The organism is Alteromonas sp. S015 (assembly GCF_036864485.1).
Classification (GTDB): domain Bacteria; phylum Pseudomonadota; class Gammaproteobacteria; order Enterobacterales; family Alteromonadaceae; genus Alteromonas.
Window position 1 is genome coordinate 799,561 of record NZ_JAZETO010000001.1, and the last position, 24,836, is coordinate 824,396.

Here is a 24,836-nt window from a genome sequence, read left to right on the forward strand (position 1 = left end):
AGAACGAACTGTCACGAATATGAGTACAATTAACTATTCACATCTTAAGGCACTCGCCATATTTGCCAGCGTAGTAGAATGTGGAAGCTTTGCGGAAGCTGCCCGCCGTTTAGGCACCAGTCGATCTAGAGTTAGCGAGCAAGTGGCAGGTTTAGAAGCATCTCTTGACGTGCGATTACTGCAAAGAACCACTCGACAGCTCATGCTTACTGACGAGGGAAATGCTGTATTTTCCCATGCGAAAAAGTGCCACGAGATTTTGCATGGTATTGATGAAGAGCTGCGTCAAACAGCGCCAAAAGGAAGAGTATCAATAACAGTCACCAACGACATTGCACACAAGTTTTTATTACCGTTGCTGCCTGAGTTCAAGCGCCGCTATCCTGAAATAGATTTACACATAGTGAGCAGTGACGATAAGCTCGACCTTATCGCTCAGAATATTGATGTAGGCATTCGAATTGGTTTGCCACGAGACGACTCGCTCGTCGGTAGGGTCTTATATCAAGAACAATTCGCCTTATATGCTAGCCCTGATTATCTCAAGAAATATGGTGAACCTAAGACTATTGCAGAACTTAATAATCATACCTGGATTTTGCTATCTCAGTTAAATTCACGAATCATGCATTACCTAATGCTGGACAACACACCAATCGACGTTACACCCAAACATTACGAGCTGTGTAACTCTCCTCACCTTGTTCAAGAAATGGTCAAAGCAGGGTTGGGAATATCTACGCTGCTACCTTCAACTGTGCAAAAAGAAGTCGCATCTAACGAACTGGTACGAATTTTCCCGTCACTTGGAAGTGAAACCTTGTTGTTTACCTTGGTTTATCCTTCTCGTAAGCATGTGCCAAGCCGTACCCGAGCACTTATTGACTATCTGGTTGAGACTTGTCGCTTCGGCAATGCCGCTTCTTTTTGATATAAAATGCAGAACGTAATGAGTGTTGCTTGTAACGATACGCTCGTTATGAAGTTTGCATACCGAAATGCTTTACTTAAAACTTACACTGGGTGCTGCAACTAAAGAGGCGTTTGAATCTCAAAGTGACGTGGTTCAAATAAGCGTTAAATAAAATGAATAAAACACTATTAGTAATAACGACCTCTTTGATTGTCAGTGCGTGCGCTCATAGGCCACCACTTTTAGACATGGATGAAATATTTTTTGAAACGAAGATCAAGCAAGACGGTACCAAGCTCTTCGCCTTTAGCATTCCGTTAATGCAGCATCGTGACAGTGCCAAAGGTGGCGGTAAAGGCGGCCGTGGTCAGGGAGGCGAACGAAGTGGTCGTGGCGGTCGCCAAGGACAGGAAAGTCGCGAAGGCTCGTCACATAGCAGCGATAGAATGGCTGAGCAACTCTATGCGTCGCTTGATAAAAAACTGGATGAGACTGGTTACTGCCGAACCGGCTTTATAGAAATAGATACGCACCAAACCGAAGACAGGCTTCACCTATTAGGTGAATGCAATGAAGCGGCGAGCGAGCTGGACAGAATCGACTTCCCCAACGTTAATTAATCCGAGTATTATGAAGCGCATTGCCGATGGTGTGCGCTTCATTCAAGGTTCGTTTGCTCAACAACCTCTTAGTCAACACACAGGGCATGCTCCACAACACCGTTAGACACATAAGCTCTACAGCCGAATAAGTCCGTACTTTCTAAACACACGCCGCTGGCCTGTTGCCCGGCTGCCACCTGATTACTTTCGGTAACACAGGCTACTTCGCACTCGCTGCTGTCATTACACGCATTTCCAGCATCGTTCGCGGGAAGCACACAAGCATACGCCTGCTGTCGGCCCACTTTTTTCCAATTACCTCCTTGTTTATCGCACACTTTCTCAGACTCAATGGAATAGGCCTGCTGGACCAAAGGCAAAGAGGTATCAACAACTTGCTCTAATTTTTCGACGTCTTCAACACTCGCGATTGGCTCATCAATAGGTTCTGGGGGCTGAGCGCCACAAGCAGACAAGGTTGTACACACGCCAGCTATTAACCAGATCCTAAAACGCTTCTGTGCTTTACTGCTTGCTTGTTTCATATAATCTCTCAATTTATTTTACTTTACAGACCGCTACTATTTAAAAGCTACACGGTTTGAACCCTTCGCTATTTAAGACCGCTATTACTAGATAAGTTCTTAATTTGCCTTTAACTAATTTCTAAAAACCATGTTGTGTGATGTGCTTGGCGCAACTAATTACATACTCTTTGAAATTTTAACTATGTCATAACGGGTCTCTACCTACACTTTGCAAAACTAGCAGTACTTACGGACGCTATATGACACTGAACCAAACCGAAAACATGGTCACCGCATTGCTCACTTTTAGCTTCCCAATTATTGGCAGTGGCCAGGGCATTATAAAATACTTCGCGGTATTACCGCTTTTTCTATTCTTGTTTTTTCGCGACAAATTTTCACATAAACAGCTGACGTACCTCAACTTTGCGCCTGTAGCTATGGTCTTGCTATGGATAGGCGGCATGAAGTTTTTCGAGTTTGAAGCCAACGCGATTGTTGGATTGGTTGAAACATCTCCGTTCATGTCGTGGCTGTATGATGTATTCAGCGTACAAGGGGCATCTAACGTAATTGGCGGTTTTGATGTCTTCTTTGCACTGCTATTGGGTGCGGGTATTTATACTAAGAACAAGCCAATGATTATCGGGAGCGGACTCGCGTGTCTATCCGTTTTTCTGATGACACAAACCTTCTTGGTTACCGTACCAGACACGTTTAACAGTACGACTATCGTCAATCGATTGGGTCAGTTCGTTATTAAAGATCTTTGGTTTGTCGCTAATCTCGCTGTGGTAGCCTATCTAGCTCTATTTGAGACGTACCCACAAAAAAGAGGAAATGTGCTGCTGGATAACTCGTCACGATAACGTTGCGCGATGGAAGTCAGTCAACGTTGGTTAAATAATCATCGGCAACATCGCATGTCGTTTACTCGAAAATGGTCACTTGGTTGCGGCCATTTTCTTTAGCGGTGTAAAGTGCCTGATCGGCATGAGTTAACATTCTGTCGTGATCTCTTGCGCCATCCGAACTCGCTATGCCAATACTAATTGTAACCTTCAGCGTTGACGCGACTAAACTAAAATCATGCGCTTCTACGATTTTGCGAACATGCTCCATGGCAACCCTTGCATTTACCACGTCATATTCCGGTAACAACACGGTAAACTCTTCGCCGCCCCACCGTGCACATTTAGCGTAATGCGGAACTTCGCGCTTTAATATGCGCGCCACTTCAATAATGACTTTGTCACCTATTAAATGAGAGTAGCGATCGTTTACCTGCTTGAAATGGTCGATATCGATAACGGCCAGACTTAGAGGAGCATTGCCCGCTTTGGCATCATCGAAATACTGGACAAGCCAGCGGTCAAATGCTCGCCTATTAGGAATGCCTGTTAGATCATCATGAGTTGCTTGAAACTCGAATCGCTTAGTTTGTAGCTCTAGTGATTTAGTTTGCTCATCGACCCTTTGTTTTAAAATCATTTCTGACTTTTTCAAATGATGAAAACGCACTTTATAAAGCACATATATAGCGAAACAAAAGAAAAGAAGTACCGAAAGTTTAAAAATAAATGTCTGATAAACGCTAGGTAGGACGCGAATAGTAAAGGGCGATTTAACCTCTTGCCAAGCCCCCCCTATGTAACGCGCACGAACTTTAAACTGATAGCGACCGGGCTCTAAATTTGTGTATTCAGTCATTCTAAATTGATAACGATTAACCCAATTCTCGTCATATCCCACTAACATAGCTTGATATTCTATACGTGAGGGCGTAGCGAAACCCAACCCAGCGTATTGAAACGTAACTCGCGTGGTTGAAGGCTTTATATCTATATTTCTTTTTTGCGTATCGAATCGCTGTTTATTTCCGTCCAGTAGTACAGCTTCGATGTTCACCGGTATAGTAAATTCACCCAACATAGTAAGATTTGCAGGCGTCACTGTTGCCAGCCCTTTAGCTGTGGGAAACCAAACATTTCCGTCTTCATCCACAAACTGAGAGGGTTGAGACCCACCATTGATTTGAATACTGGCTAAGCCATTTTCTTCTTTGAAATGCTCATATTCCAATACTGCACTCGGATCTGTCAGACACTTCTCTAAACTTGATAGCGAAGTAAGAATGATGCCTTGGTTAGAACCTAACCATACACCGCTATTGTGATCTATACCGATTGAAAAGAGTTTATCTACGGGAAGCCCATGAGATTTTTCTATCACACTAATCGCCCGCGTAGCATTGTCGAAATATGCAAGCCCTCGGTCGGTAACTATCCAAGTACCATTGTCCAAAACGCTAAAACCGAACGCGTGCAACGCATCTGAATGTTCAGGAAACGGAACAGTGTGCACTACATCTTCTTGTATATAGGCGAGTCCCATTCCAGTAGCAATCCAAATTCGTCCCTCACGGTCTTCTGCCAGCCCCATTGAAAAATGAGCAGGCAACCCATTTTTTCCATTATAATGGGTGAGTTTTCCATCTGGCGTTTGTTTAACTACCCCTTGTGATGTGGCATACCAGATACTGTTATCTCTGGCTAAAAGAATAGCTCTGACCTCATTACTCGGCAGCCCTAGATGTCTATCAAAGTGGGGGACTAACTGCTCTTTCTCATATCGCAGCACGCCTTTTGTGTAGGTGCCAACTAACGTTATATCTTCATTTATCTCTGCCAAGCTAAGTACTGAAAAAGCTTCGCCGGTAGTAAGCGATGCAGCTGAAAACTCACCATTGACAAAAACGTCTAAGCCTGCACTTCCACCTGAGACAAGTTTGCCGTCTGAGGTTTGCAACACGGTTCGCAAAAAGTTTCCACTCATTCCCTGGTTCTGCGAAAACGTCGTAAATAGCGCACGACGCAGCATAAACAAGCCACCATTGGTGCCAATCCAAATATTTTTTTCTACATCCTCAAGCAATGAAAAAACCCGATTATTGGGAAGGCCTGCTTTCGCATCTAGCTTTTCCAGACCTAACTCACTCAAACGGTAAAGGCCGTGGTTTATGGTGCCTAACCAAATGCTATTTTGATGATCAATCAAGATGCTACTAATCGATTTGTCAGCCAAAGCGGTGTGAAGCGGTACAAATGTACCGTTTCTATGCTGCCAAACGCCGTGTTCTGTGCCGACTAAAACATGCTTTTGGCTATCGAGCGCCAGGGTAAATGAAGGGCCTGATAATGTTTTGTGGTTGGTTACTGCTGGCTGGAATATATCGTTTATATATTTGAACAATCCTTGGTTTGTTGCAAACCAAATTACCCCGTTTCCATCTTCGATTATGCGGTACGCGCTCGCATTTACAATAAATTCCTTCTGCGTGCCGTCCGGCTTTCTCATTGTGACACCCGTGTCTTCTTGTGCAAACCACAACACATTATTGCTGTCTCTAATCGCATGATTAACCATGGAAGACACTGGCGCTTGGGCATGCCATTGTCCCGCAATAAGCGAAGTTACGCCCCCTCGGCTCCCTGCAACGAGTAGCTCATCAAGAGACTTGTCGTAAAAAAGGCTTCGAATACCAGAGTCAGGTAACCCTGTTTGCGCGCCGCGGGCAAACACAGTGAACTGCTGACCGTTGAACCTGGCAACCCCCTCCCAGGTACCCGCCCAAAGATATCCATTAGAAGTTTGTGCTAGAGCGTGGATACTATTGTGAGGAAGCCCATCCTTGGTTCCCCACGACTGTGGGAAATATCGGTTGAGCGGCATAAGCTGAGAAGACTCTACCGAAACGCCATCTATGGGAATCATCCACAGCAAACACAGTGCAAAAGTGAGAGACGCAAACTTCAATGGCTTTCCGATACATTATTGAATAGACAGTTCAATAATACCTCTGTCTATTGGCTAAGACAAAAATTGTGGTTCTTAATTGTTTTGTGATAGCGACAAGCTAACCCAAACCAATCTGTGATCTGAGCTAGCCTCACGGTCTTTTACTAATCGATACAAGTCGCTTGTTTTAGCGGGCCAGAAAACGCCTGCATCGTACACATCAAACCCGTAACGAGATGGCAACACATAGTCGGCCCTGGCCCCCCAATAAGCGGTAAAGCGGTTACTGAATTCTGCACCTGATGCACCTGCCCCCCCCGCACTTGTTGGAATTGTGTCGTTGTTAACTAAGGGGTGTTCGGTTAACTGCTCAATTACACCCTCGCGATGTTTATCGCCAATGTCTGCCGCATTAAAGTCACCAACAAGTACAAAGCGCTCATTCTCTGATAGGCTGACCTTCTCTCCATTATCTGCGTAGATGTACGCTCCTTTGTCCGGTGATAGGTAATCTGCCATGAGTCTAATTTCGTCAAAGTTGCGCTTACCGTTGCGATCCTCACTTCCATCGAAGTTAGGTGGTGTGGGATGCATAGCCAGTATGTGCACGGTTTTATTTCCAACTTTCACCGGCACATCCCAATGAGACTTCGAACTTAATCTTAGGGACCCCCACTCTTGCGCGTCGTACCAAGGTGTGCCTCTGTCTAAACTTCCGTTTTCATCAGGGATCATAGGTACCTGTGGGTGGGGCATGTGGTGCCACTTAAATTTCTGAAAGGTGCGAATACTATCTACATCAATGGGAAATTTTGATAACAACGCCATGCCATACTGCCCGGGATAAAAGCCAAAGCCATATGCATCACCACCATATCCCTCGGCTTTGCCGTTGTTGTCAAGGTCGAAATTTGTTGGTTCACCTGTATTTACCGCTGCCACATAGGTGTAGGGGTAATCCACTGGCTTAAGGCCACGTTGAGAAACATTCAGGTAGTTTTTTACGAATGCCTCTACGCCTTTGCGCTTATCGGCAATGTAATCAAACTCGTTTAACATTAATATATCGGGGTTAACTCGCTGGATGATTTCAGCAATATTTTTAACTTGGTCGTGTTCACCCGTGGAAAGAACATGTTGAAGCACTTGATCGCTTGGCTTCATACCCAACGCTTTGTAGTTAGTGGCTTCCATACTTACATTAAACGTAGCGACTTTGAGTTTTTGCTCTTCTTGCGAGCAAGCCTGCGAAGATGCGAATAATGTCCACAGAAGCGGTACTGCGAAAAAAAACGCCTCATTTTTCATGTTGTTACCTTTTAGTGAAAGCGATATGCAAAGATAGCACATTCACAGATTATCTGAACTTTTTTGTTTTATGAGAAATATAGTGTCGTTAACGTCGATAGCGCGCTTGTACCCTTGAAAATTCGCAGAAACGTCAACCTACAACCCCCAAATAATGCAATGTTGTTCACGACAATACGCAGATTTAAAAAATAATAAAATCACATACGCCTGCTTTGCTGGTATCCTATTTTGTTTACACGATCAACGTTGAGCGAGCTACGCTTGATGTTTCATTTTTAGATGTCGTGCACAAGCCGTCATGTTCTACGTTAAAGAGAGTTGAGTTATGAAAAGCTGGGTTTCAAAAGCGATTAATACTATCAATGCAGATTATCAACGCTCGGCTGATACGCACTTAATCAAACTAGAGCAAATCGCTTTTAAAAATATTGATATCTATCTTAAAGATGAAAGCACGCATCCAACGGGTAGCTTGAAGCATCGCTTAGCACGGTCCCTTTTTCTCTACGCCCTTTGCAATGGAAAAATTGTAGAAGGTACCACTGTTGTTGAAGCCTCATCAGGCAGTACTGCTGTGTCTGAAGCTTACTTTGCTAAAATGATTGGCGTTCCATTTGTTGCTGTCATGCCTAAATCTACCGCCCAGAGTAAAATTGCGCTAATTGAGCGCTACGGAGGACAGTGTCACTTTGTAGACTGCCCCACGCAGATGCACAGTGAAGCCACCAAGATAGCTCACGAGCTCAATGGCTACTTTATGGATCAATTCCTTTTCGCTGAACGCGCTACTGACTGGCGCGGTAATAATAATATTGCCGAAAGTATTTTTGAACAAATGAAAGCCGAGCCCCATCCCGTGCCGCATACTGTGGTGATGAGCGCGGGTACAGGTGGAACATCAGCCACCATTGGGCGTTATATCCGTTACAAAGGCCTTTCCTCTCAACTTGTCGTAGTAGACCCAGAATTTAGCGTATTTTTTGATAGCTTTAAGCAAAAGGATCATACTCTTACCGCGCCCCGAGGCAGTCGTATTGAGGGAATTGGGCGCCCTAAAGTGGAAGCCTCGTTTCAGCATGACGTGATAGACGATATGATTGCAGTTCCCGATGCAGCCAGTATTGCAACCATGCTTTGGTTAAACAACACTATGGGAATTAAAGCCGGTCCCTCTACTGGCACGAACTTGTGGGGTGCATTAAGTATTGCTGAACAAATGAAGCAGCGAGGAGAAGCGGGATCGATTGTCACGCTTATGTGCGACAGCGGAGAGCGTTATGGCGAGACCTACTATAATGCCGGCTGGGTAGAAAAAACCATTGGCTCATTCAATGAATACACCACCAAACTAGAAGCTATCGGTGCTCGTGCGTAACGTTTAAAAAAGCCTGTTGCTGCTGTTTAGTGCTGGGGCGCTATGTATCTCGCAGCACTTTATTCAAAGCGTTTATCACTATACATTGGCGATATACTTCTCATTGATTAAGTGCGAAAAACTATGTTCAAAATAAAAAAACTTGTTCGCTGTACGCTTGCATTTGCCACAGTGTTTGCTGCCCACAACGCCTTTGCTAGCAGTACACCGACTATTGAAACCAACAACAGGGAGCGCGCTAATAATCTAGGTATAGTAGCAAGTGCCCCCATTGGCGCTCCTAACAACAATTACGAGAGTGTTTTTGCTAATCTCGCGCTTCACTGTATTCATCAAGAATTCCCCAATGTAGTAAAACACATGATGAATAATGGCGGCGACGTTAAAGCACCAAGTCAACTCTACCCTGCATTTTATGGTTGTTTAGACTGGCATTCGTCGGTTCATGGCCACTGGCTTCTAGTAAGGATGCTAAACACAGCGCAAGCCGCTGTTGATAAAGATGAGATCATTGAAAAGCTCAATATCAGCTTTGCGACAGAGAACATTCAAGGTGAAATGAAGAGCCTTAAGCGTGAAAACAATGCCTCATTTGAGCGCCCCTATGGTCTTGCTTGGTTCTTACAGTTAACCGCTGAACTACGTCAATCATCTGTTCCAGAAGCAAAGATATGGCTAAGCACACTACTTCCGCTTGAGAAAGAAATTGTGTCGAGAGTAAGCGCGTGGCTACCTAAACTGGCTTACCCAATCCGAACCGGTGAACACAGCCAAACCGCCTTTGCTTTTGGCCTAATGTTAGATTGGGCGAAAACGTCAGGCAATAAGGAGTTTGAAGCACAGTTAACAGCTAGAATAAGAGGCTACTATCAGGACGATACGCAGTGCCCTCTTGCCTACGAGCCCTCAGGTCAGGATTTTCTGTCGCCTTGCCTGGCTGAAGCCGATCTAATGCGCAGGGTAATGCCTAAAAAAGACTATAGCCAATGGCTCTCAGCATTCTTTCCCAACTTAAATGTAAGCACATCGAATTGGCTCACACCAGCCACTGTAACAGACAAAACAGACGGGAAACTCGCTCACCTAGACGGGTTGAATATCAGCCGAGCGTGGATGATTGAAGGCATTATGAGCGCTTTACCAGACAGTGACGTACGTTTACCGGTACTGCAGAAAACCCTAAAAGCACATCGTGAAGCAGGACTAAACGCTGTTTTTGATGATATGCACTACATGGGAAGTCACTGGCTTGGCAGCTTTGCCAGCTACTTGGAGACAAAGCGCGGTATAAACTAAATTAACGCTCGGCTATAATTTGCAGCCGAGCTTTATCACAAACCTTATATCTACAAAATGTTTTACCAATAACTATTATTTCGCTAGCTTACCCGCCAACTCAGCAGTTTCTTTACCCAAATTCTTAAGCTGCTTAATCGTCTTTTCATCTGTAATTGCGCCGTCTTCTATAAGCGTATTTACCTTTGCGATAGCTTTTTGATTTGGCAACACCATAGTACCTAGGTTCTCAAGCAACATTCTCAGTACCACCAGCACGCGCATGCCGCCTAGCCCCCCAGCAGACGCAGCCATAATTCCAGCCACCTTACCGCGATATGCTTGTAATGGCTTTTCGCCTTCCCCCATGCGCGATGCCCAGTCGATGGCATTCTTTAGCAGTGCGGGATAGCTTGAGTTGTATTCTGGTGAAGCAATAAGAAAACCATCATGGCTCATTAGCAATTCTTTGAACGCCTGTGCTTTTTCAGGCATACCAAACTCGGCTTCCTCATCTTCATTAAACAACGGCATTTGAAAGTCAGCTAGGTCTATAACGGTAACTTCTGCGCCAGCCTCACGTGCGCCCTCTGCGGCAACTTTCATAATAGCTTGGTTGAATGAACCTTTACGGGTACTACCTGCAAATGCAAGGATCTTAGTCATTTGAGTTTCCTGTCGTTAATTTGAGTCGTTTTAATCGTTTAATTTATAAGAATTTATCATGTCATCGGTTCTAATCGAGATGTAAAAGTCATGATTAGCGCAAACGAAAATTGTATTTTTGACGTTTTATACTTTGCATAAAAAAAAGGCTGACAATCATTGTCAGCCTTTTTGTTATCACTATATATGTTGTACCGCGAACACTACATTTTTTCTAGTGTTTCGATACCAAGTAGAGTTAATCCTTGCTCTAGCGTCTTGGCAACCAAAGCTGACAAGGCTAAACGACTATCACGTACCGCTGGCTCAATACCGTCTTTTAGCATTGGGCAGGCTTCGTAGAATGACATAAATGCTGAAGCCACATCGTAAAGGTAGGTACACAACACGTGAGGGGTCGCCTCGCGGGATACCATACCAATCACTTCTTCAAACTGCATAAGCAGCACAGCTAGCGCATGCTCTTGTTTCTCAACAATGTTGATATCAACTGGCATGGTGGCCATATCCACACCCGCTTTTCTGAACAAGCTTTTCACACGGGTATAGGCATACTGAAGGTAAGGCGCGGTGTTACCTTCAAAGCTTAGCATTGAGTCCCAGTTAAACATGTAATCAGTTGTGCGGTTCTTAGATAGGTCAGCGTATTTCACCGCACCAATACCTACCTTTCGTGCAACTTCTTTAAGCTCGTCTTCACTTAATTCGTTGTCGCGCTCGGCAATGAGTTTACCCGCCCGCTCAACGGCTTCATCAAGTAATTCAACCAGTTTAACCGTGCCACCGGTACGGGTTTTAAATGGCTTACCGTCACTGCCTAGCATCATACCAAATGGGCAGTGCTCATAAGTTTGCTCTTCTTTCATGAAGCCCGCTTTACGGCCCACAATTTCAGTTTGCTTGAAGTGCAGCGCCTGGCGAGCATCAGTAAGAATAAGCGTACGGTCAGCATTTAGCTTGCCGCTGCGATAGCGCATTGCCGCAAGGTCGGTGGTTGCGTACAGATAGCCGCCACCTGATTTTTGTACGATGTAAACCGCTGGGTTCCCTTCTTTATCGGCAAGCTCAGGAATAAACACAACCTGCGCGCCCTGATCTTCTACCGCGATGCCTTTTGCTTTAAGGTCGCTGATTACGTTGGCTAAATCGTCGTTGTAAGCCGACTCACCCATAATATCTTTACGGGTAAGGCTTACATTTAACTTGTCGTACACTTCTTCAGAATGAGCGATAGACACGTCAATGAACTTTTCCCACAGCGCTAAACACTGAGCGTCGCCGCCCTGCAGCTTAACTACGTATTCACGGGCACGGTCAGCAAAGCCTTCTTCTTCGTCAAAGCGTACTTTGGCTTCGCGGTAGAAGTCTTCAAGATCAGAAAGCGCTGTTTCAGCCACTTCGTCTTGAAGCTTGTCTGATAGGTGCGCAAGCAGCATGCCGAACTGCGTGCCCCAGTCGCCCATGTGGTTTTGGCGAATTACATTGTGACCCAAGAACTCGAGCACTTTAACTACTGCATCGCCGATGATGGTAGTACGCAGGTGACCTACGTGCATTTCTTTCGCTAAATTAGGCGATGAGTAATCTACTACAATGTTTTGCTCCGGCGACTTTGCAATGCCTAAGCGAGGATCGGTCAATGACAGTTCGCACTGGTTAGACAGCCATTCGTCATTTAAATGAACGTTGATAAAACCAGGGCCTGCCACTTCTAGCTTGCTGGCAATATCGTCGAGCTTTACTGTCTCAACAATTTTATCTGCAATATCGCGCGGTTTTTGCTTTAGCTGCTTGGCTAGCGCCATCGCGCCGTTAAACTGATACTCACCGAATTCAGGTCGAGCGCTGCGCGAAACTGGCACTGGCGCATTTTCTACGCCCATCTCTTGTAGAGCTTCAGTGAAACGGTTAACTAATAGTGCATGTATGTTCATAATATTTTGTGTCTTTATTTAATCTTTACTAGCTTAATTTTCGCGCGTGTTCGTAAATTGAATATCTGGGTAGCGTTCTTGGGCTAGCTGCAAATTCACCATAGTTGGTGCGATATACGTTAGGTTATCGCCGCCATCTAATGCAAGGTTCTGCTCACCCTTGCGGCGAAATTCATCAAGCTTTCTCTCGTCATCAGAGTAAACCCAACGGGCGGTTGCAACATTAATGTGCTCGTATAACGCATCTACGTTGTATTCAGCTTTCAAACGAGCCACTACCACGTCAAACTGAAGCACACCTACTGCGCCAACAATCAAATCGTTGTTGGCAAGCGGTCTAAATACCTGTACCGCCCCTTCTTCAGAAAGCTGAATAAGACCTTTAAGCAGCTGCTTTTGCTTAAGGGGATCTTTCAGGCGAATACGTTTAAATAGCTCAGGCGCAAAGTTTGGAATACCTGTAAAGCGGTAATTATCGCCTGACGTGAAGGTGTCCCCTATGCGAATGGTACCGTGGTTGTGCAAACCGATGATATCACCGGCGTACGCTTCTTCTAGCAGTGAACGATCACCCGCTAAGAAAGTTAATGCATCAGAAATACGCACATCTTTACCTAAACGGCTGTTGCGCATTTTCATGCCTTTTTCATACTTGCCCGACACAATACGACAAAACGCGATGCGGTCACGGTGTTTCGGGTCCATATTGGCCTGAATTTTAAATACGAAGCCACTGAACTTACCATCGGTACTTTCGATAGTCCCTTCTTCGGTCTCACGACCAAGTGGCGCAGGGGCCCACTCAACCAATCCGTCAAGCATGTGGTCAACACCAAAGTTACCTAATGCTGTACCGAAAAATACGGGCGTTAACTGGCCTTCCAAGAAAAGCTCTTGTTCGAATTCGTTTGATGCTCCGCGTACCAGTTCAAGCTCGTCACGTAAGGTCTCAGCGAGGTCACTTCCTACTGCCGTATCTAACTCAGGATTATCTAACCCTTTGATGATGCGAACGTCTTGAATAGTGTGCCCCTGGCCGCTCTGATACAAAATAGTTTCGTCGCGGTGAAGGTGATATACACCCTTAAAGCTCTTACCGCAGCCAATTGGCCAAGTGATTGGTGCACAAAGGATATCAAGCTCGGTTTCGACTTCATCGAGCAGTTCCATAGGGTCGCGAATATCCCGGTCAAGCTTGTTCATGAAAGTCACAATTGGCGTATCGCGCAAACGGGTAACTTCCATAAGCTTACGGGTTCGGTCTTCTACACCTTTCGCTGCGTCGATAACCATAAGGCATGAATCAACCGCCGTTAGCGTACGATAGGTATCTTCAGAAAAGTCTTCGTGTCCCGGAGTATCCAGCAAGTTTACTAAGTGATCGCTATACGGAAACTGCATGACCGAGGTTGTTACCGAGATACCACGCTCTTTTTCCATTTCCATCCAATCAGACTTAGCATGCTGACCTGACTTTTTACCTTTTACGGTACCAGCAGTTTGCAGGGCGCGTCCAAATAACAATACTTTTTCAGTAATCGTGGTTTTACCCGCATCCGGGTGCGATATGATTGCGAACGTACGTCGCTTTTTAATCTCTTCTAGAAGCTTCTTGTCTGACATCAATACTTATCTTCGTTATCTATTATCCCTGTAAACCAATTACTTACAGGCGCGTTTTAAAACGGATAAGCAATGCTTTTCCGCGCAAATTCAGTATTGCGGTAAAACGCTTGATACGGCTTGGTAATTAATTGCGCGGATTTTAGCATTTTACTGCACGTAACAGTAGAGCGAAATTACATCCTCCCGCACGCTATTTATTTAAAAAGTCGCTGTTAATGAAAATCACGCTCAGCGTGCAAAATCGCTTTCTCATCTCAACCTCATTTACTTAGCAAGCTAAATAAATAAAATAGTTAGCATGCTAAGTAAATCAACGGGTTTTACATGTCTTTTTCAGAGCCTATGCCACTTCAACTTATTGCCCTTTTTGCCCGCACAGCGCAAAAGTGCAGAAGAACAGTTACTGAATCTGTCGCACATCTCGACCTAACAGAGTCCAGATGGCGCGTAATGATTCACATGTCGTTACTTGGCGAGGGCTGTACGCAACAGATGGTGGCAGAAAGCTTGGAGATAGAAATGCCTAGTTTAACCCGCACTATTAAACAGCTTGAAACTACGGGTTTAATTAAACGCGTTATGGATATTGACGACAAACGAAGTCGCTTACTTTACTTTACCGATATGGGTAAAGGCCGAATGAATGATATTGAAAGTACATTGTTGGCACTTAGGGATGAGGTGTATGCAGGCGTATCGGAAGAAGAGTTGCGCATTATGGCTAAATGCGTTCAAAAAATTGAGGTTAATGCCGTAAGATTATTGGAGTCACTAAAGTGAGTCAACGAACCCCAGATCAGGAATTTGCCAGGTATATAAAACTGGCTTTAGTCGCTTTCGCCGTTTGTTTTATCTATTTTATTATTGCAGATATACGCATGCCAATGACACCACAGGCGAGAGTCTATCATCAGGTCACACAAATCTCGCCCCAGTTAAATGGGCCGATAGATGAGGTACTTGTAAAAAATAATCAAGCCGTCAAAGAAGGACAGGTGTTGTTCATCATTGATGAGACGCCTTACCTAATTGCGCTTGAAAAGGCGCAAATTGATTTGGCAAATGTGAAACTAGAAAACGCTCAGATAGATGCAAAAGCGGAAGCAATTAGAGCCAAAATAGAGGCAGCATCTGCGGTTTACTTCGAACGCAACAACGAGTATCAACGCTTAAATTCCTTAGTTCAAGCCAAAGCAGTATCCCAACAAAACTTGGATAAAGCGTACGCACAACTTAAAAGCGCTGAGGCTGAAATTAGTGCGCTCAAAGCCGATCTAAACCAGCAAGTTGTTGCCAGAGGTAAGCAAGGTGAGAAAAACCTTAAGTATCTAGAAGCAGTAAATGCAGTCAAACTGGCCGAGTTAAACTTAGCCTATACAAAAATAAAAGCACCACATGACGGCGTGATGGCAAACATGCAGGTAGCCCAAGGCACTTACGCGAAACAAGCTACACCACTTGCCTCGCTTGTTGATAATACACTAGATGTTGTTGCAGATTTTCGAGAGAAGTCACTGACTAACGTAAAGGTAGGCACTCGAGCCAACGTGGTTTTCGATGCGCTTCCAGGCAAAGTTTTTGCCGCTAAAATAGAAGAATTTGAAGCTGGTGTAAGTGACGGCCAACTCGCTGCTAACGGCACGCTTGCAAGCGTTGAAAAGTCGAATCGATGGGTACGTGATGCACAACGTCAACGTGTCCACATTAAGCTTGAAGGCCACGACATATCGTTAAATCACCTCACCAGTGGTGCTCGCGCTACCGTACAAATTGTGCCAAACAACCCAATTGAGAGTGTGGCAGCGATTATTCAAATCCACTTTATAAGCCTACTTCACTTCATTTATTAGACTTAAATTATGGCTTCACATCTAAGTAAAAATGATGTTCGGCAGATGCTTCGAATAGCCTCTGGTGCCACGTTGGGTTTTGCCATCTCGAAAGCGTTGAATTGGCCTAATCCAATATTTTTCACGTTATATCCCATTCTGTTGCTTGGGCTAGTGGCCGTTTTAAATGGCCACATTATTCGACAATTTGTTGCTGCAACTATCTTTCCAGCCGGTGTTGTTTTAGTGATTTACGGCTTGTTTGGAAGCCACCCATTGCTGATCACGCCGCTCATTGCCATTAGTTTCGCATTCCTGTTTTGGCAGATGAGCAAAGGTACACTGTATTTATTCGGTGCATTTTCCCTTGTAGGACTCTCGCTGCAACTTCATTTTGCCAGCTACAGCAGCGATGGAATAGATATTTACGCATTAGTAATATCGAACATCGGTGCAATACTACTTGCTTTGGTAATTGCGTTCGCCTCACACATTATTTTTCCCGATGAAGCGCCACGTACGCCAATGTCCAAAACGAGCAAAAATAAAGCAAGTGTTCGCCATGAAGTCATCTTATGCACCACAGTCGCCACACTATCTTTTGCTGTATTTCAAACCTTCGACTTAGTAGATTCGATATCGGCACAAGCGGCGAGCATACTGATTCTTTTCCCACTTTGCTGGAAAGGCGCTACGATGAGTGGCTGGCAACGGGCCCTGGGTACACTCATTGGTTGTAATTTAGCCCTGCTCGCCCAGCTCATTTTGCTCAATTATAGTGATACGTTATTTTTCGCTAGCTTTAGCTTGTGGATATTGATGTTTTTCATTAGCCGTCAACATGTCTTAAGCGGAGGTGGGGCGGGTACTGGCTTCGGCGTGTTGACCACCTTTGGGATTTTGTACGGACAGTCGCTCTCACCACAGCAGGATATTATATACAGTGCGCTGTATCGCTTTTCATCGGTAGTGGTAGCTATTGCACTTAGCCTGTGTATTATTTATGTGGTACATCGCGTTCTCAATATTTATCAAGCGACCCGACATCACACATTCTATTGATAGCAATTTTACTAACAACGTTACTTGTTTCGCCACGCTGAAACACGATACCAAAGAAGTGGTTTGCCTATACTTTTGTTTTATTTATCGCACACTAAATTTTTGAAACTATGTGCTATATTGGTTCGCACATGAAAACAACAAGTGAAACAAGGACGATGAATGCTGCGATTATTGCTCGCATGGCTTGTAATGGCATGCTGTTGCCAAACGGCCAACGCAGCTAATTTCAATAACCCACAAACTATGTTGTCTTTAGATAGCAATGTCGTTTTTGCGGTAAGCGACTCAGCTACGATTAAGGGCAATGAAGAGTGGCTTAATAGCACGGATGTTATAAACAGATCGCCTTTACAGTATTTGCATTTTAAAGTTCGTATTTACAATCAGTTAGATGAGCAAGTTCCCGTCTGGTTTTCAATAAGCTTCCCTGCAATAAAAACGTTGGTCGTTACTGACGGCAACCATCAATGGGAAACGGGCGATAGTATGCCTTACAGTACTCGAACAGTGAATACACCCAATTATCATTTTCCTTCTGTACTAAAACCACTCTCTTATACCGAGTTCACTGGCACGATGTCAGGAGAGATTTTAAGATACAGTTTTTCGGTAGCAACCCCTCAGTATTACAGCAACCTTTACATGAGAACCTTGCAGCGAGATATGGCATTTTTCGGCGCGATGGGGCTACTCACTGTACTTTCTGCTTTAGGTTATATAGCTAGCCGCAACTTAGTTTTTCTGAGCTTTGCCTCGTTCATTTTTGCTACCACATTTTGGTTCTTCCGTGTTTTTGGTTACGCGTTTGAACTACTTTGGCCTAATACGCCGAGTTTGAACGACATTAGCTATGCCATAAGTATTTATTTTGTATTGATTACTGCATTTTGGGTGTTGTTTCAAACACTCGCTAGAGACAACCATAGGGTGTATGGGGCACAAGCAATTAAACTTTTTTGTGCAATGTTGCCGCTTATCGGGTTATTGCTATGGCAATCGATGGGACTAGATATCGCGTTAAAACTTCCCGTCATCCTTTTCTTTCCTTACACGCTCATTGCAGGCATCGTTATCTTCGTCGAGTATAAGCGAGGCTCTGACAGAGCCAAGTGGCTTGCCGCCGCCATGCTTCCTGTAACCTTTAGTGCGCTTATGCTTTCCGTTATTGCACTTTTTGACGTTGAACTGTATTTAGAGCCCGTTGCAACGTTCATGACGGGTCTAGTTATGACATGCCTATTTATGGTGGCACTTACCGCGAGCTACATGGTTAAAGTGATTCAAAGAGAAAGAGACGCTCAAAAAGAAGCCGCGCAATTAAAAAGTGAACAGACGTCTAAGCTAGAAGCGTTGGTGAAAGAGCGTACCCTTGCGCTGGAACAGACTAATAGCACCTTAGCAGAACTGGCGTCTAAAGATAGCTTAACGGAATTACCCAATCGCCGCACGCTGGATATGTTCGTAGATAATACGTTTGTTAATCACTTACATCAATATAACGCGCTCGCCATTGCACTAATAGACTTAGATCACTTTAAAAGCATTAACGATACGTTTGGGCACGATGTGGGTGACGAAGTGCTAAAAGGCATTGCTAACATTCTTGCGCCGCTTAATGATGAGGGGCAAGTAGCAGCGCGCTATGGTGGAGAAGAGTTTGCCATCGCGAAGCGTATTAGACTGACCCCCACCACTCATTCTATCGAAGCCAATGCATTTGCAAAACAATTGGAAGCCGTTCACTGTGCTATAAACCAATTAGCCATCGCATCGATTAATGATAGGAAATTGGGAGCATGTATAGGTTGGACATTATGTAAAGGCTCCGACGATATTGTCGAAGCCTTTAGGCGAGCTGATAAAGCCCTCTACGTTGCTAAAGATAAAGGAAGAAACCTAATCGTTCCGGCTTTATGACACCGTAACCACCGCTTTTCGCTTATCTTCTTTTGAAAATTGCAGCGCCTTGTTTAAATTATCAAATTCAAAAAGGTTGGGGATCTCAACTACCAAAGATTGCGCAGCAACTTGCTCAATTAACGCCTCACCGTCTTTCACCAAACGCTGCCACTGTGACAAATCGCCATAATCATGCAGCGCACCTAGAGCTATCTCATGATAAGAAATAGTACGCGTGAAAGGCGCATCAACAGGCTCTTCAATCCTGCCTAAAATACTCACCACATGCCCATTGGCTTCAAGAAGCGGCACAAGTGACGCCGCATAGTCTGGCCCGTTCGCGTCGAAAAGCGCATAAAATGTTAGTCCTTCAGGTTTACTGCGATGGATGGCTTTTACGCCCATCTCATCGGCTTGCTCTTGCGAAAAGCTACCTGAGATAACATGCACATTAAAACCTGCTTGTGAAAGCATTTGTGCCAGCAATTTGTTAACGGCGCCCATACCGCTGACTAACACGTCAGCCCCCTCTCGTACTGGCACTTTACTGAACGCTTGCCAGGCAGTAAGCATTGGACATGGCAACGCAGCAGCGAGTGCAAAATCAACGCTTTCTGGCACAACCATTACACGGCTAGCATACACCTCACTATGATCGGCAAAGCTTCCGTTTTCACCTAGGCTATGATGGTAAGCCACACGCTTACCCAGAAGGTTGTTATCAACGCCCTCACCTACAGCGACAACAACACCTGCGCCATCTACACCGGGAATATGCCCTTTTTGCCAGTCGCGGGGGTTATCATCAATAAACTTCCAGTCAACAGGGTTAATACCAATAGCATAGTTTCGCACGACAATACGACCTGCCTTCGGCTCAGAAAATTCCCGTACGCTTTGTACCAGTACTGCGCCAGCTTGCTCAAATTGCCAAATGTTAGCTTGCATAAAAGCTCCTTAACAAGGTGATGTTTCCAATTAGTCCCACGCAGGTGAGAAATCTGGGTTGGCTTGACGGTCGCCACAATCTAGCGCGTCAATCTTTGCGATATCGTCAGCGTCTAACGTAAGTTCAAGCGCTTTGAAATTGATTTCCAGATTTTTACGCTTAGTCGACGATGGAATAGTGACTAAACCATGGGCCAGCTCCCAGGCTACAACCACCTCAGCAGTGCTCACGCCGTGCTTATCTGCAATTGCAACGATGGTCTCGTCTTTTAACACTTTACCAACAGCAAACGGCATATATCCTGTCACTGTGATGCCGTGTTTCTCACACGCTGCACGCACTTTTTCATTAGTAAGATAAGGGTGTACCTCTACCTGATTCGTGGAAATAACGCCTTCGCCTAAGATACTCACCGCTTCTTCAATTTGTGCTACGGTAAAATTGGAAATACCAATTTCTTTTGTCAGGCCCAGTTCCTTAACGCGCAGCAATTCACCTAGGTACTCTTCCATGCTTTCGCCGTTTTCCGGTGACGGCCAATGAATAAGAAGCAGGTCAACGTACGACAGTTGAAGCTTTTCCAAACTCTCTTTTACGCTATCCATAAAGCTTGCTTTATTCAGCTTGTCGTTCCATACCTTGGTGGTGACAAAAAGGTCTTCACGTGCAACAAGATTGTTTGCAATAGCGTCTTTAATAGCGCGACCTACCGCTTCTTCATTGCCGTAAATTTGCGCCGTATCAATATGACGGAAACCCACTTCAAGTGCCATTGTCACGCTGTTATAGGCTTCATCGTCTTTTAAGCGAAACGTGCCTACACCTAGCGAAGGAATTTTAGATTGTGACTGATTTACATTCGGCATGATGCCTCCTTGTTGGTTCCGTTATTTATGAAAGTGAGGTAATACGTGGTCAGCAATGCGCTGCATCGCGCCTTCTACTGGTTGCGTATTACGTCTGAAGTGCAGGCCAATATGATCAACCCCCGCATCTTTCATTGCATTGAGTTCTTTGATAAGCCCATTTACACCAGTTTCAACCCCGAATCGGTGGCGTTTTATGGGCGCTTCGTCGTCTTCAACCAAATTGAGATGAATAAAACTAACGTATGGCTTATTGCCCGCGACATTTCGCCATAGTTCTACGCGCTTTACATGCTCGTTCGGTGTACCTGGATACGCCAGCCAACCGTCCATATTTTCTCCAACCCACTGAGGGCTTTGCTGAGCGAGTCCTGCAACGTACAAAGGCGGCGTGGTTGAGCGCGGTAACAGCGACATACCAGGCTTAAGGGAATTCTCACCGTGCTTTACTATTTCAAGTGACTGCCTGAAGTGCTCGCCGCGACTGTCAAAATCGACATCGAACAACGGATATTCAACAGGTCTATCTCCACTAGCGACACCGAGTATTAGGCGGTCGTTACTGAGCTGCTGCACCGTTGCTGCCGCCTTTTTAACAAGCCATGGCTGCCTAAGAGGTAGTACAACAGCGGCCGTACCTAATAGGATGTTGTCTGTAATACCCGCTAAATAGCCCAAGTAGGTAAAGGTTTCGAAAACCTGAGCTGCGTCACCAAAGCTTGGGTCGTAAACCGGCACATCTCGTACCCACGCAGCTTTAAACCCTAGTTTGTCGGCCAGCTGTATACGGCTGTGATGCTCTGTCATATCAGGCACGCCAAACGGCGTACCTTTTATGGCGTCGAAATGCGCCCAGTCGTTATCTAGCGGAAGCTCTACACCTACAGAGAACGTATGTTGTGCAAGCTTATCAAAGGTATTTGTCGTCATTGTGACCTCCCTACGCGCTCGTTGTACTATTCGCCGTATTCGCAGTACTAAGTGCGCGCTTGTCTAAATAGCCGCTATAACGCGTGACAAGTAACGCTGCAACAGAAATAATTGCGCCAATCCATGCGGTATCAGATAACTGCATGCCGTCGACAATTGCACCGCCCAGAATTGAACCCACTGCTATGCCAATGTTAAATGCCGCGATATTTAAACCTGAAGCGACATCAACAGCATTAGGGGTAAACTTCTCTGCTAATTGAACAACGTACACCTGAAGTCCTGGCACATTGCCAAAGGCAAAGGCGCCCCACACTAAAACGGTGATCACTGCGGCAACTTTACTACCCATGGTAAACGTCAGGGCAAACAAGATGACTGCAAGGGCTGAAAAGATGATAGTTAACGCGCGGATTGGGCCTTTTTTGTCAGCAAGCTTGCCGCCATAAATATTGCCTACTGCGACAGATACGCCGTAAACCAGCATAATTAAGCTGATGGCTGAGGGCGCAAACCCCGCCTCTTCCTGCAATATAGGAGCGAGATAGGTGAATGCCGTAAATGTGCCGCCATAGCCCAATATCGTCATTAGATACACTAATACCAGACGAGGCTGAACCAACACCTTCATTTGTTCACTCAAGGTGGCCGGTTTACTTTGTTTAAGATTATTCGGTACCAGCAACGCACTGCCAATTAGCGCAAGCGTGCCAAGCGCAGACACCACAAGGAAGGTTGCTCTCCAACCGAAGTTTTGACCAATCCAGGTTCCCAAAGGTACGCCAGTAACCAAGGCTACGGTTAAGCCCGTAAACATAATAGCAATAGCACTGGCTTCTTTTTCTTTCGCCACTAGCCCTGTAGCAATAGTTGACCCTATGGAAAAGAACACACCGTGCGCCAAGCCTGTCAAAATGCGAGCTAAAATTAAGCTCTCGTAGCTAGGCGCTTGCCAAGCAAGAATGTTACCTGCCACAAATAGCGCCATTAAGCTAAGCAGGACATGCTTTCTATTCCACTTACCCGTAAGGGCGGTAAGAACCGGTGCGCCAACGGCAACACCAACGGCGTACAAGCTTACCAGTAAGCCTGCACTTGGTAATGTAACGCCAAGATCTGTCGCAATAGTAGGTACAAGCCCCACTATTACGAATTCTGTTGTGCCAATAGCAAACGCACTTAATGTTAACGCAAATAATGCAATAGGCATTTCAATTATCCTCAAAAAGTAATTAACGAGATGGCATGATTAACAACGCCACCACTGGCTTCTAGAACGAACAACACCGTTTTTGAAAGCCATTAATAAAGTGCGTACAGTTTGACGTTAAATTTATTTGCAAAAAACAGCACTAATGACAAAATACTTTTGCGATATTTGAAAATATAAGGTGTGTCATGCCAGTCTCATCAAAAACTGAAGATTTAGAAGCGTTCCTAACCGTAGTGGATACAGGTAGTTTTTCCAGTGCTGCCAATCTACTCAATCAGCAGGTTGCAAAAGTCAGTAGAGCGGTTACTCGTCTTGAAGATGGCTTAGATGTAACCCTATTGAATCGCACTACCAGACGGCTGGAGCTAACTGAAGAAGGTGAGCTTTTCCTGAAATACGCCAGAGACGGGCTAAATATATTAGAAAAAGGTGAAGAAGCATTACGGCTATTAAAGCGCGCCCCTTCAGGAAAACTTCGGGTTGATGCCGCGAGCCCGTTTGTATTCCACCAGCTAGCGCCGTTAGTGGGTGAATTTCGAGAAGCATTTCCTGACATTACCCTCGATATTACCAGTCACGACAGCATTATCGACCTGTTGGAACACAAAACCGATATCGCAATACGTATTGGCGATTTAAGCGACTCTAACTTGCACGCAAGACGATTAGGAAAAAGTAAGCTGCATATAGTGGCAAGCCCACAGTATCTTGAAAAATATCCCATCTCTGAAGAAAGTGATGGCATTAGCACGCTAAACAAACACAAACTGATTGGCTTTAGCGACGCACCAAGTTTAAATAAATGGCCGCTTAGGCAAGAAATAAACTTGCAGTACAGTCTTCGCGCGTCAAGCGGTGAAACTATTCGCCAGCTGTGCTTGGCAGGTCAAGGTATCGCGTTACTTTCTCACTTTATGGTACACAAGGATATCAGTACCGGCACGCTTGTCGATCTGTTTAGCGACGACATTGTTAGCCCTAACCGTAGAGAGTCGGTACAAGCGGTGTACTACAAAAATAGCGCGGTATCGTCTCGTATCACTGCGTTTTTAGATTTTATACAGCCGCGACTAACCCTTTAGCCTACCTTTATTTCGCGTGGCCTTTGCCTAATATCTTTTTAAGTGTACTTTGGGGAAGGCCATTTACTATTAGCGCAGCTATCATCAATATTGCGCCAGCCATTACCATAGGCAGTAGCGTTTCTTTAAGCAATATCACAGAGCTTACATAGCCCACTATCGGCGTAAGTGTACTAATAAGCACGATTTTATCTGGGGGTAATTTAGGCCCCGCCGCTACCATGAGGCCAAAACCCAGACCCGTAGCCACAGGGCCAATATAAGCCAGTAACAACCAATCGCTTATATCGTAAGCCCCAAAATTAGGTGTAGGCTCAACTATCAGTGCAATGGCAAGCATGGCGAAACCTGCAATGGTAAATTGCCAGAACACAGCTTCAATGACGCTTCCCTTCCACTTGTGAAAAGACACTCTTCGAATAGCGACCGCCCACAATGCAGATGCCAGCAACATACCGAAAAGTGGTAGCCATGCGCCTGGTTGCCCCGAAGCAAATAAAATCATTGCACAGCCAATAGTAGATATACCAGTAAGGATTAAACGTTTAGAGGGCGGGCGTTGTCGATACCATAGGGTATCGATTAGCAGCATCCAAAGTGGCGTGGTGTAAATAAGAATACTGGCCGTGCCCGCAGGAATAAACTGCAGTGATACGGTAATAAGCCCCATTGATAGGATAAACTGGAAAAAGGCAACGACAAACACTACTGAGCGATCTTTACGATTGAGCTCCGGTAAACGCTTTTTGGTGATCAGTACAAAAAGCGCAAGTACAGGAAGGCTTAACAAGAAGCGCAAGCACACCATCCATACAGGCCCTACAATCTCAAGTCCTAATTTCATACCTGGCCAGTTAAGTCCTAAGCACAACACCGCAACCAAAAGCATTTTAATGCCTTTTGATTGCTCTTTTTCCGCCACCGATGATGAAGACATGCGTTTTAAAAAATCCAATTACACGAAATACGTTAAGAG

General features: G+C 45.0%; 20 protein-coding genes and 1 pseudogene. 10 read left to right on the top strand and 11 right to left on the bottom strand.

What is annotated here, in order from left to right; translation table 11 throughout:
• Nucleotides 1-19 precede the first annotated feature (19 nt).
• Nucleotides 20-931 carry a LysR family transcriptional regulator gene (locus V7R42_RS03460; protein WP_334018819.1) on the top strand — a complete coding sequence of 304 codons (912 nt, stop codon included), beginning with the start codon at nt 20-22 and terminating at the stop codon, nt 929-931.
• A 230-nt stretch (nt 932-1,161) separates the two neighbouring features.
• On the top strand, nt 1,162-1,533 hold the full coding sequence (locus tag V7R42_RS03465) for a hypothetical protein (protein ID WP_334018820.1): 372 nt from the start codon (nt 1,162-1,164) through the stop codon (nt 1,531-1,533).
• Nucleotides 1,534-1,601: 68 nt separating this feature from the next.
• Here V7R42_RS03465 and V7R42_RS03470 read toward each other — a convergent pair whose 3' ends face one another.
• Complete coding sequence (locus tag V7R42_RS03470; RefSeq protein ID WP_334018821.1) at nt 1,602-2,060, bottom strand: hypothetical protein; 459 nt, start codon at nt 2,058-2,060, stop codon at nt 1,602-1,604.
• Nucleotides 2,061-2,353: 293 nt separating this feature from the next.
• Here V7R42_RS03470 and V7R42_RS03475 point away from each other — a divergent pair.
• A pseudogene (locus tag V7R42_RS03475) lies at nt 2,354-2,911 on the top strand (DUF417 family protein); the annotation flags it as partial.
• 61 nt (nt 2,912-2,972) lie between these two features.
• Here the strand turns inward: V7R42_RS03475 and V7R42_RS03480 are convergent.
• Both V7R42_RS03480 and V7R42_RS03485 read right to left on the bottom strand, forming a co-directional pair.
• Nucleotides 2,973-5,816 (bottom strand): diguanylate cyclase, encoded by a 2,844-nt coding sequence (locus tag V7R42_RS03480; RefSeq protein ID WP_334018951.1) that lies wholly within the window; start codon nt 5,814-5,816, stop codon nt 2,973-2,975.
• 117 nt (nt 5,817-5,933) lie between these two features.
• Entirely contained in the window at nt 5,934-7,148 is a 1,215-nt protein-coding gene (locus V7R42_RS03485) for an endonuclease/exonuclease/phosphatase family protein (RefSeq protein WP_334018822.1), read from the bottom strand.
• Nucleotides 7,149-7,476: 328 nt separating this feature from the next.
• On the opposite strand from V7R42_RS03485, the gene V7R42_RS03490 reads away from it, so the two are divergent.
• Together V7R42_RS03490 and V7R42_RS03495 are read left to right on the top strand one after the other, a co-directional pair.
• Nucleotides 7,477-8,526, top strand: a complete 1,050-nt coding sequence (locus V7R42_RS03490; RefSeq protein ID WP_334018823.1) for a PLP-dependent cysteine synthase family protein — start codon at nt 7,477-7,479, stop codon at nt 8,524-8,526.
• A gap of 123 nt (nt 8,527-8,649) precedes the next feature.
• Entirely contained in the window at nt 8,650-9,822 is a 1,173-nt protein-coding gene (locus V7R42_RS03495; RefSeq protein ID WP_334018824.1) for a DUF2891 domain-containing protein, read from the top strand.
• Nucleotides 9,823-9,897: 75 nt separating this feature from the next.
• Here the strand turns inward: V7R42_RS03495 and V7R42_RS03500 are convergent, their stop codons facing one another.
• From V7R42_RS03500 to prfC, 3 genes are all read right to left on the bottom strand, one after another.
• Complete coding sequence (locus tag V7R42_RS03500; RefSeq protein WP_334018825.1) at nt 9,898-10,467, bottom strand: NADPH-dependent FMN reductase; 570 nt, start codon at nt 10,465-10,467, stop codon at nt 9,898-9,900.
• 203 nt (nt 10,468-10,670) lie between these two features.
• Complete coding sequence (gene argS / locus V7R42_RS03505; protein WP_334018826.1) at nt 10,671-12,401, bottom strand: arginine--tRNA ligase; 1,731 nt, start codon at nt 12,399-12,401, stop codon at nt 10,671-10,673.
• Nucleotides 12,402-12,434: 33 nt separating this feature from the next.
• Nucleotides 12,435-14,024 carry a peptide chain release factor 3 gene (gene prfC, locus V7R42_RS03510; RefSeq protein ID WP_334018827.1) on the bottom strand — a complete coding sequence of 530 codons (1,590 nt, stop codon included), beginning with the start codon at nt 14,022-14,024 and terminating at the stop codon, nt 12,435-12,437.
• Nucleotides 14,025-14,351: 327 nt separating this feature from the next.
• Here prfC and V7R42_RS03515 point away from each other — a divergent pair, with 327 nt between their 5' ends.
• The 4 genes from V7R42_RS03515 to V7R42_RS03530 all read left to right on the top strand — a co-directional run bounded on the left by V7R42_RS03515 (nt 14,352) and on the right by V7R42_RS03530 (nt 18,838).
• Entirely contained in the window at nt 14,352-14,807 is a 456-nt protein-coding gene (locus tag V7R42_RS03515; RefSeq protein ID WP_334018828.1) for a MarR family winged helix-turn-helix transcriptional regulator, read from the top strand.
• The gene (locus V7R42_RS03520; RefSeq protein WP_334018829.1) at nt 14,804-15,877 is read left to right on the top strand and encodes an HlyD family secretion protein; all 1,074 of its coding nucleotides are present in this window, start codon (nt 14,804-14,806) and stop codon (nt 15,875-15,877) included. Before V7R42_RS03515 ends, V7R42_RS03520 begins: the two co-directional genes overlap by 4 nt.
• A 9-nt stretch (nt 15,878-15,886) precedes the next feature.
• Nucleotides 15,887-16,918 carry a DUF2955 domain-containing protein gene (locus tag V7R42_RS03525; RefSeq protein WP_334018830.1) on the top strand — a complete coding sequence of 344 codons (1,032 nt, stop codon included), beginning with the start codon at nt 15,887-15,889 and terminating at the stop codon, nt 16,916-16,918.
• A gap of 162 nt (nt 16,919-17,080) precedes the next feature.
• A complete protein-coding gene (locus V7R42_RS03530) occupies nt 17,081-18,838 on the top strand; it encodes a diguanylate cyclase (protein ID WP_334018831.1) in 1,758 nt (585 codons plus the stop codon).
• Here the strand turns inward: V7R42_RS03530 and V7R42_RS03535 are convergent.
• Genes V7R42_RS03535 through V7R42_RS03550 form a run of 4 tightly spaced genes read right to left on the bottom strand, consistent with a single transcriptional unit; the run spans nt 18,833 to nt 22,775 of the window.
• Nucleotides 18,833-19,768 carry an alcohol dehydrogenase catalytic domain-containing protein gene (locus V7R42_RS03535; protein WP_334018832.1) on the bottom strand — a complete coding sequence of 312 codons (936 nt, stop codon included), beginning with the start codon at nt 19,766-19,768 and terminating at the stop codon, nt 18,833-18,835. The genes V7R42_RS03530 and V7R42_RS03535 overlap by 6 nt on opposite strands.
• A 30-nt stretch (nt 19,769-19,798) precedes the next feature.
• A complete protein-coding gene (dkgB, locus tag V7R42_RS03540; protein WP_334018833.1) occupies nt 19,799-20,635 on the bottom strand; it encodes a 2,5-didehydrogluconate reductase DkgB in 837 nt (278 codons plus the stop codon).
• A gap of 21 nt (nt 20,636-20,656) precedes the next feature.
• Nucleotides 20,657-21,565 carry a TIGR03571 family LLM class oxidoreductase gene (locus tag V7R42_RS03545; protein ID WP_334018834.1) on the bottom strand — a complete coding sequence of 303 codons (909 nt, stop codon included), beginning with the start codon at nt 21,563-21,565 and terminating at the stop codon, nt 20,657-20,659.
• 10 nt (nt 21,566-21,575) lie between these two features.
• The gene (locus V7R42_RS03550; protein WP_156078058.1) at nt 21,576-22,775 is read right to left on the bottom strand and encodes an MFS transporter; all 1,200 of its coding nucleotides are present in this window, start codon (nt 22,773-22,775) and stop codon (nt 21,576-21,578) included.
• Nucleotides 22,776-22,963: 188 nt separating this feature from the next.
• Here V7R42_RS03550 and V7R42_RS03555 point away from each other — a divergent pair, with 188 nt between their 5' ends.
• Nucleotides 22,964-23,860, top strand: coding sequence for a LysR family transcriptional regulator (locus V7R42_RS03555; protein WP_334018835.1), 897 nt, complete (start codon nt 22,964-22,966; stop codon nt 23,858-23,860).
• Between the two features lie 7 nt (nt 23,861-23,867).
• On the opposite strand, the gene V7R42_RS03560 is transcribed toward V7R42_RS03555, so the two are convergent.
• Nucleotides 23,868-24,797, bottom strand: coding sequence for a DMT family transporter (locus V7R42_RS03560; protein WP_334018836.1), 930 nt, complete (start codon nt 24,795-24,797; stop codon nt 23,868-23,870).
• Nucleotides 24,798-24,836 lie beyond the last annotated feature (39 nt).

Coding starts and splice junctions, on each gene's coding strand:
- V7R42_RS03525 (WP_334018830.1), top strand. CDS start 15,887: ATGGCTTCACATCTAAGTAAAAATGATGTTCGGCAGATGCTTCGAATA.
- V7R42_RS03535 (WP_334018832.1), bottom strand. CDS start 19,768: ATGCAAGCTAACATTTGGCAATTTGAGCAAGCTGGCGCAGTACTGGTA.
- V7R42_RS03470 (WP_334018821.1), bottom strand. CDS start 2,060: ATGAAACAAGCAAGCAGTAAAGCACAGAAGCGTTTTAGGATCTGGTTA.
- dkgB (WP_334018833.1), bottom strand. CDS start 20,635: ATGCCGAATGTAAATCAGTCACAATCTAAAATTCCTTCGCTAGGTGTA.
- argS (WP_334018826.1), bottom strand. CDS start 12,401: ATGAACATACATGCACTATTAGTTAACCGTTTCACTGAAGCTCTACAA.
- V7R42_RS03530 (WP_334018831.1), top strand. CDS start 17,081: ATGCTGCGATTATTGCTCGCATGGCTTGTAATGGCATGCTGTTGCCAA.
- V7R42_RS03485 (WP_334018822.1), bottom strand. CDS start 7,148: ATGAAAAATGAGGCGTTTTTTTTCGCAGTACCGCTTCTGTGGACATTA.
- V7R42_RS03460 (WP_334018819.1), top strand. CDS start 20: ATGAGTACAATTAACTATTCACATCTTAAGGCACTCGCCATATTTGCC.
- V7R42_RS03560 (WP_334018836.1), bottom strand. CDS start 24,797: ATGTCTTCATCATCGGTGGCGGAAAAAGAGCAATCAAAAGGCATTAAA.
- V7R42_RS03545 (WP_334018834.1), bottom strand. CDS start 21,565: ATGACGACAAATACCTTTGATAAGCTTGCACAACATACGTTCTCTGTA.
- V7R42_RS03550 (WP_156078058.1), bottom strand. CDS start 22,775: ATGCCTATTGCATTATTTGCGTTAACATTAAGTGCGTTTGCTATTGGC.
- V7R42_RS03495 (WP_334018824.1), top strand. CDS start 8,650: ATGTTCAAAATAAAAAAACTTGTTCGCTGTACGCTTGCATTTGCCACA.
- V7R42_RS03480 (WP_334018951.1), bottom strand. CDS start 5,816: ATGATTCCCATAGATGGCGTTTCGGTAGAGTCTTCTCAGCTTATGCCG.
- V7R42_RS03555 (WP_334018835.1), top strand. CDS start 22,964: ATGCCAGTCTCATCAAAAACTGAAGATTTAGAAGCGTTCCTAACCGTA.
- prfC (WP_334018827.1), bottom strand. CDS start 14,024: ATGTCAGACAAGAAGCTTCTAGAAGAGATTAAAAAGCGACGTACGTTC.
- V7R42_RS03500 (WP_334018825.1), bottom strand. CDS start 10,467: ATGACTAAGATCCTTGCATTTGCAGGTAGTACCCGTAAAGGTTCATTC.
- V7R42_RS03490 (WP_334018823.1), top strand. CDS start 7,477: ATGAAAAGCTGGGTTTCAAAAGCGATTAATACTATCAATGCAGATTAT.
- V7R42_RS03515 (WP_334018828.1), top strand. CDS start 14,352: ATGTCTTTTTCAGAGCCTATGCCACTTCAACTTATTGCCCTTTTTGCC.
- V7R42_RS03465 (WP_334018820.1), top strand. CDS start 1,162: ATGGATGAAATATTTTTTGAAACGAAGATCAAGCAAGACGGTACCAAG.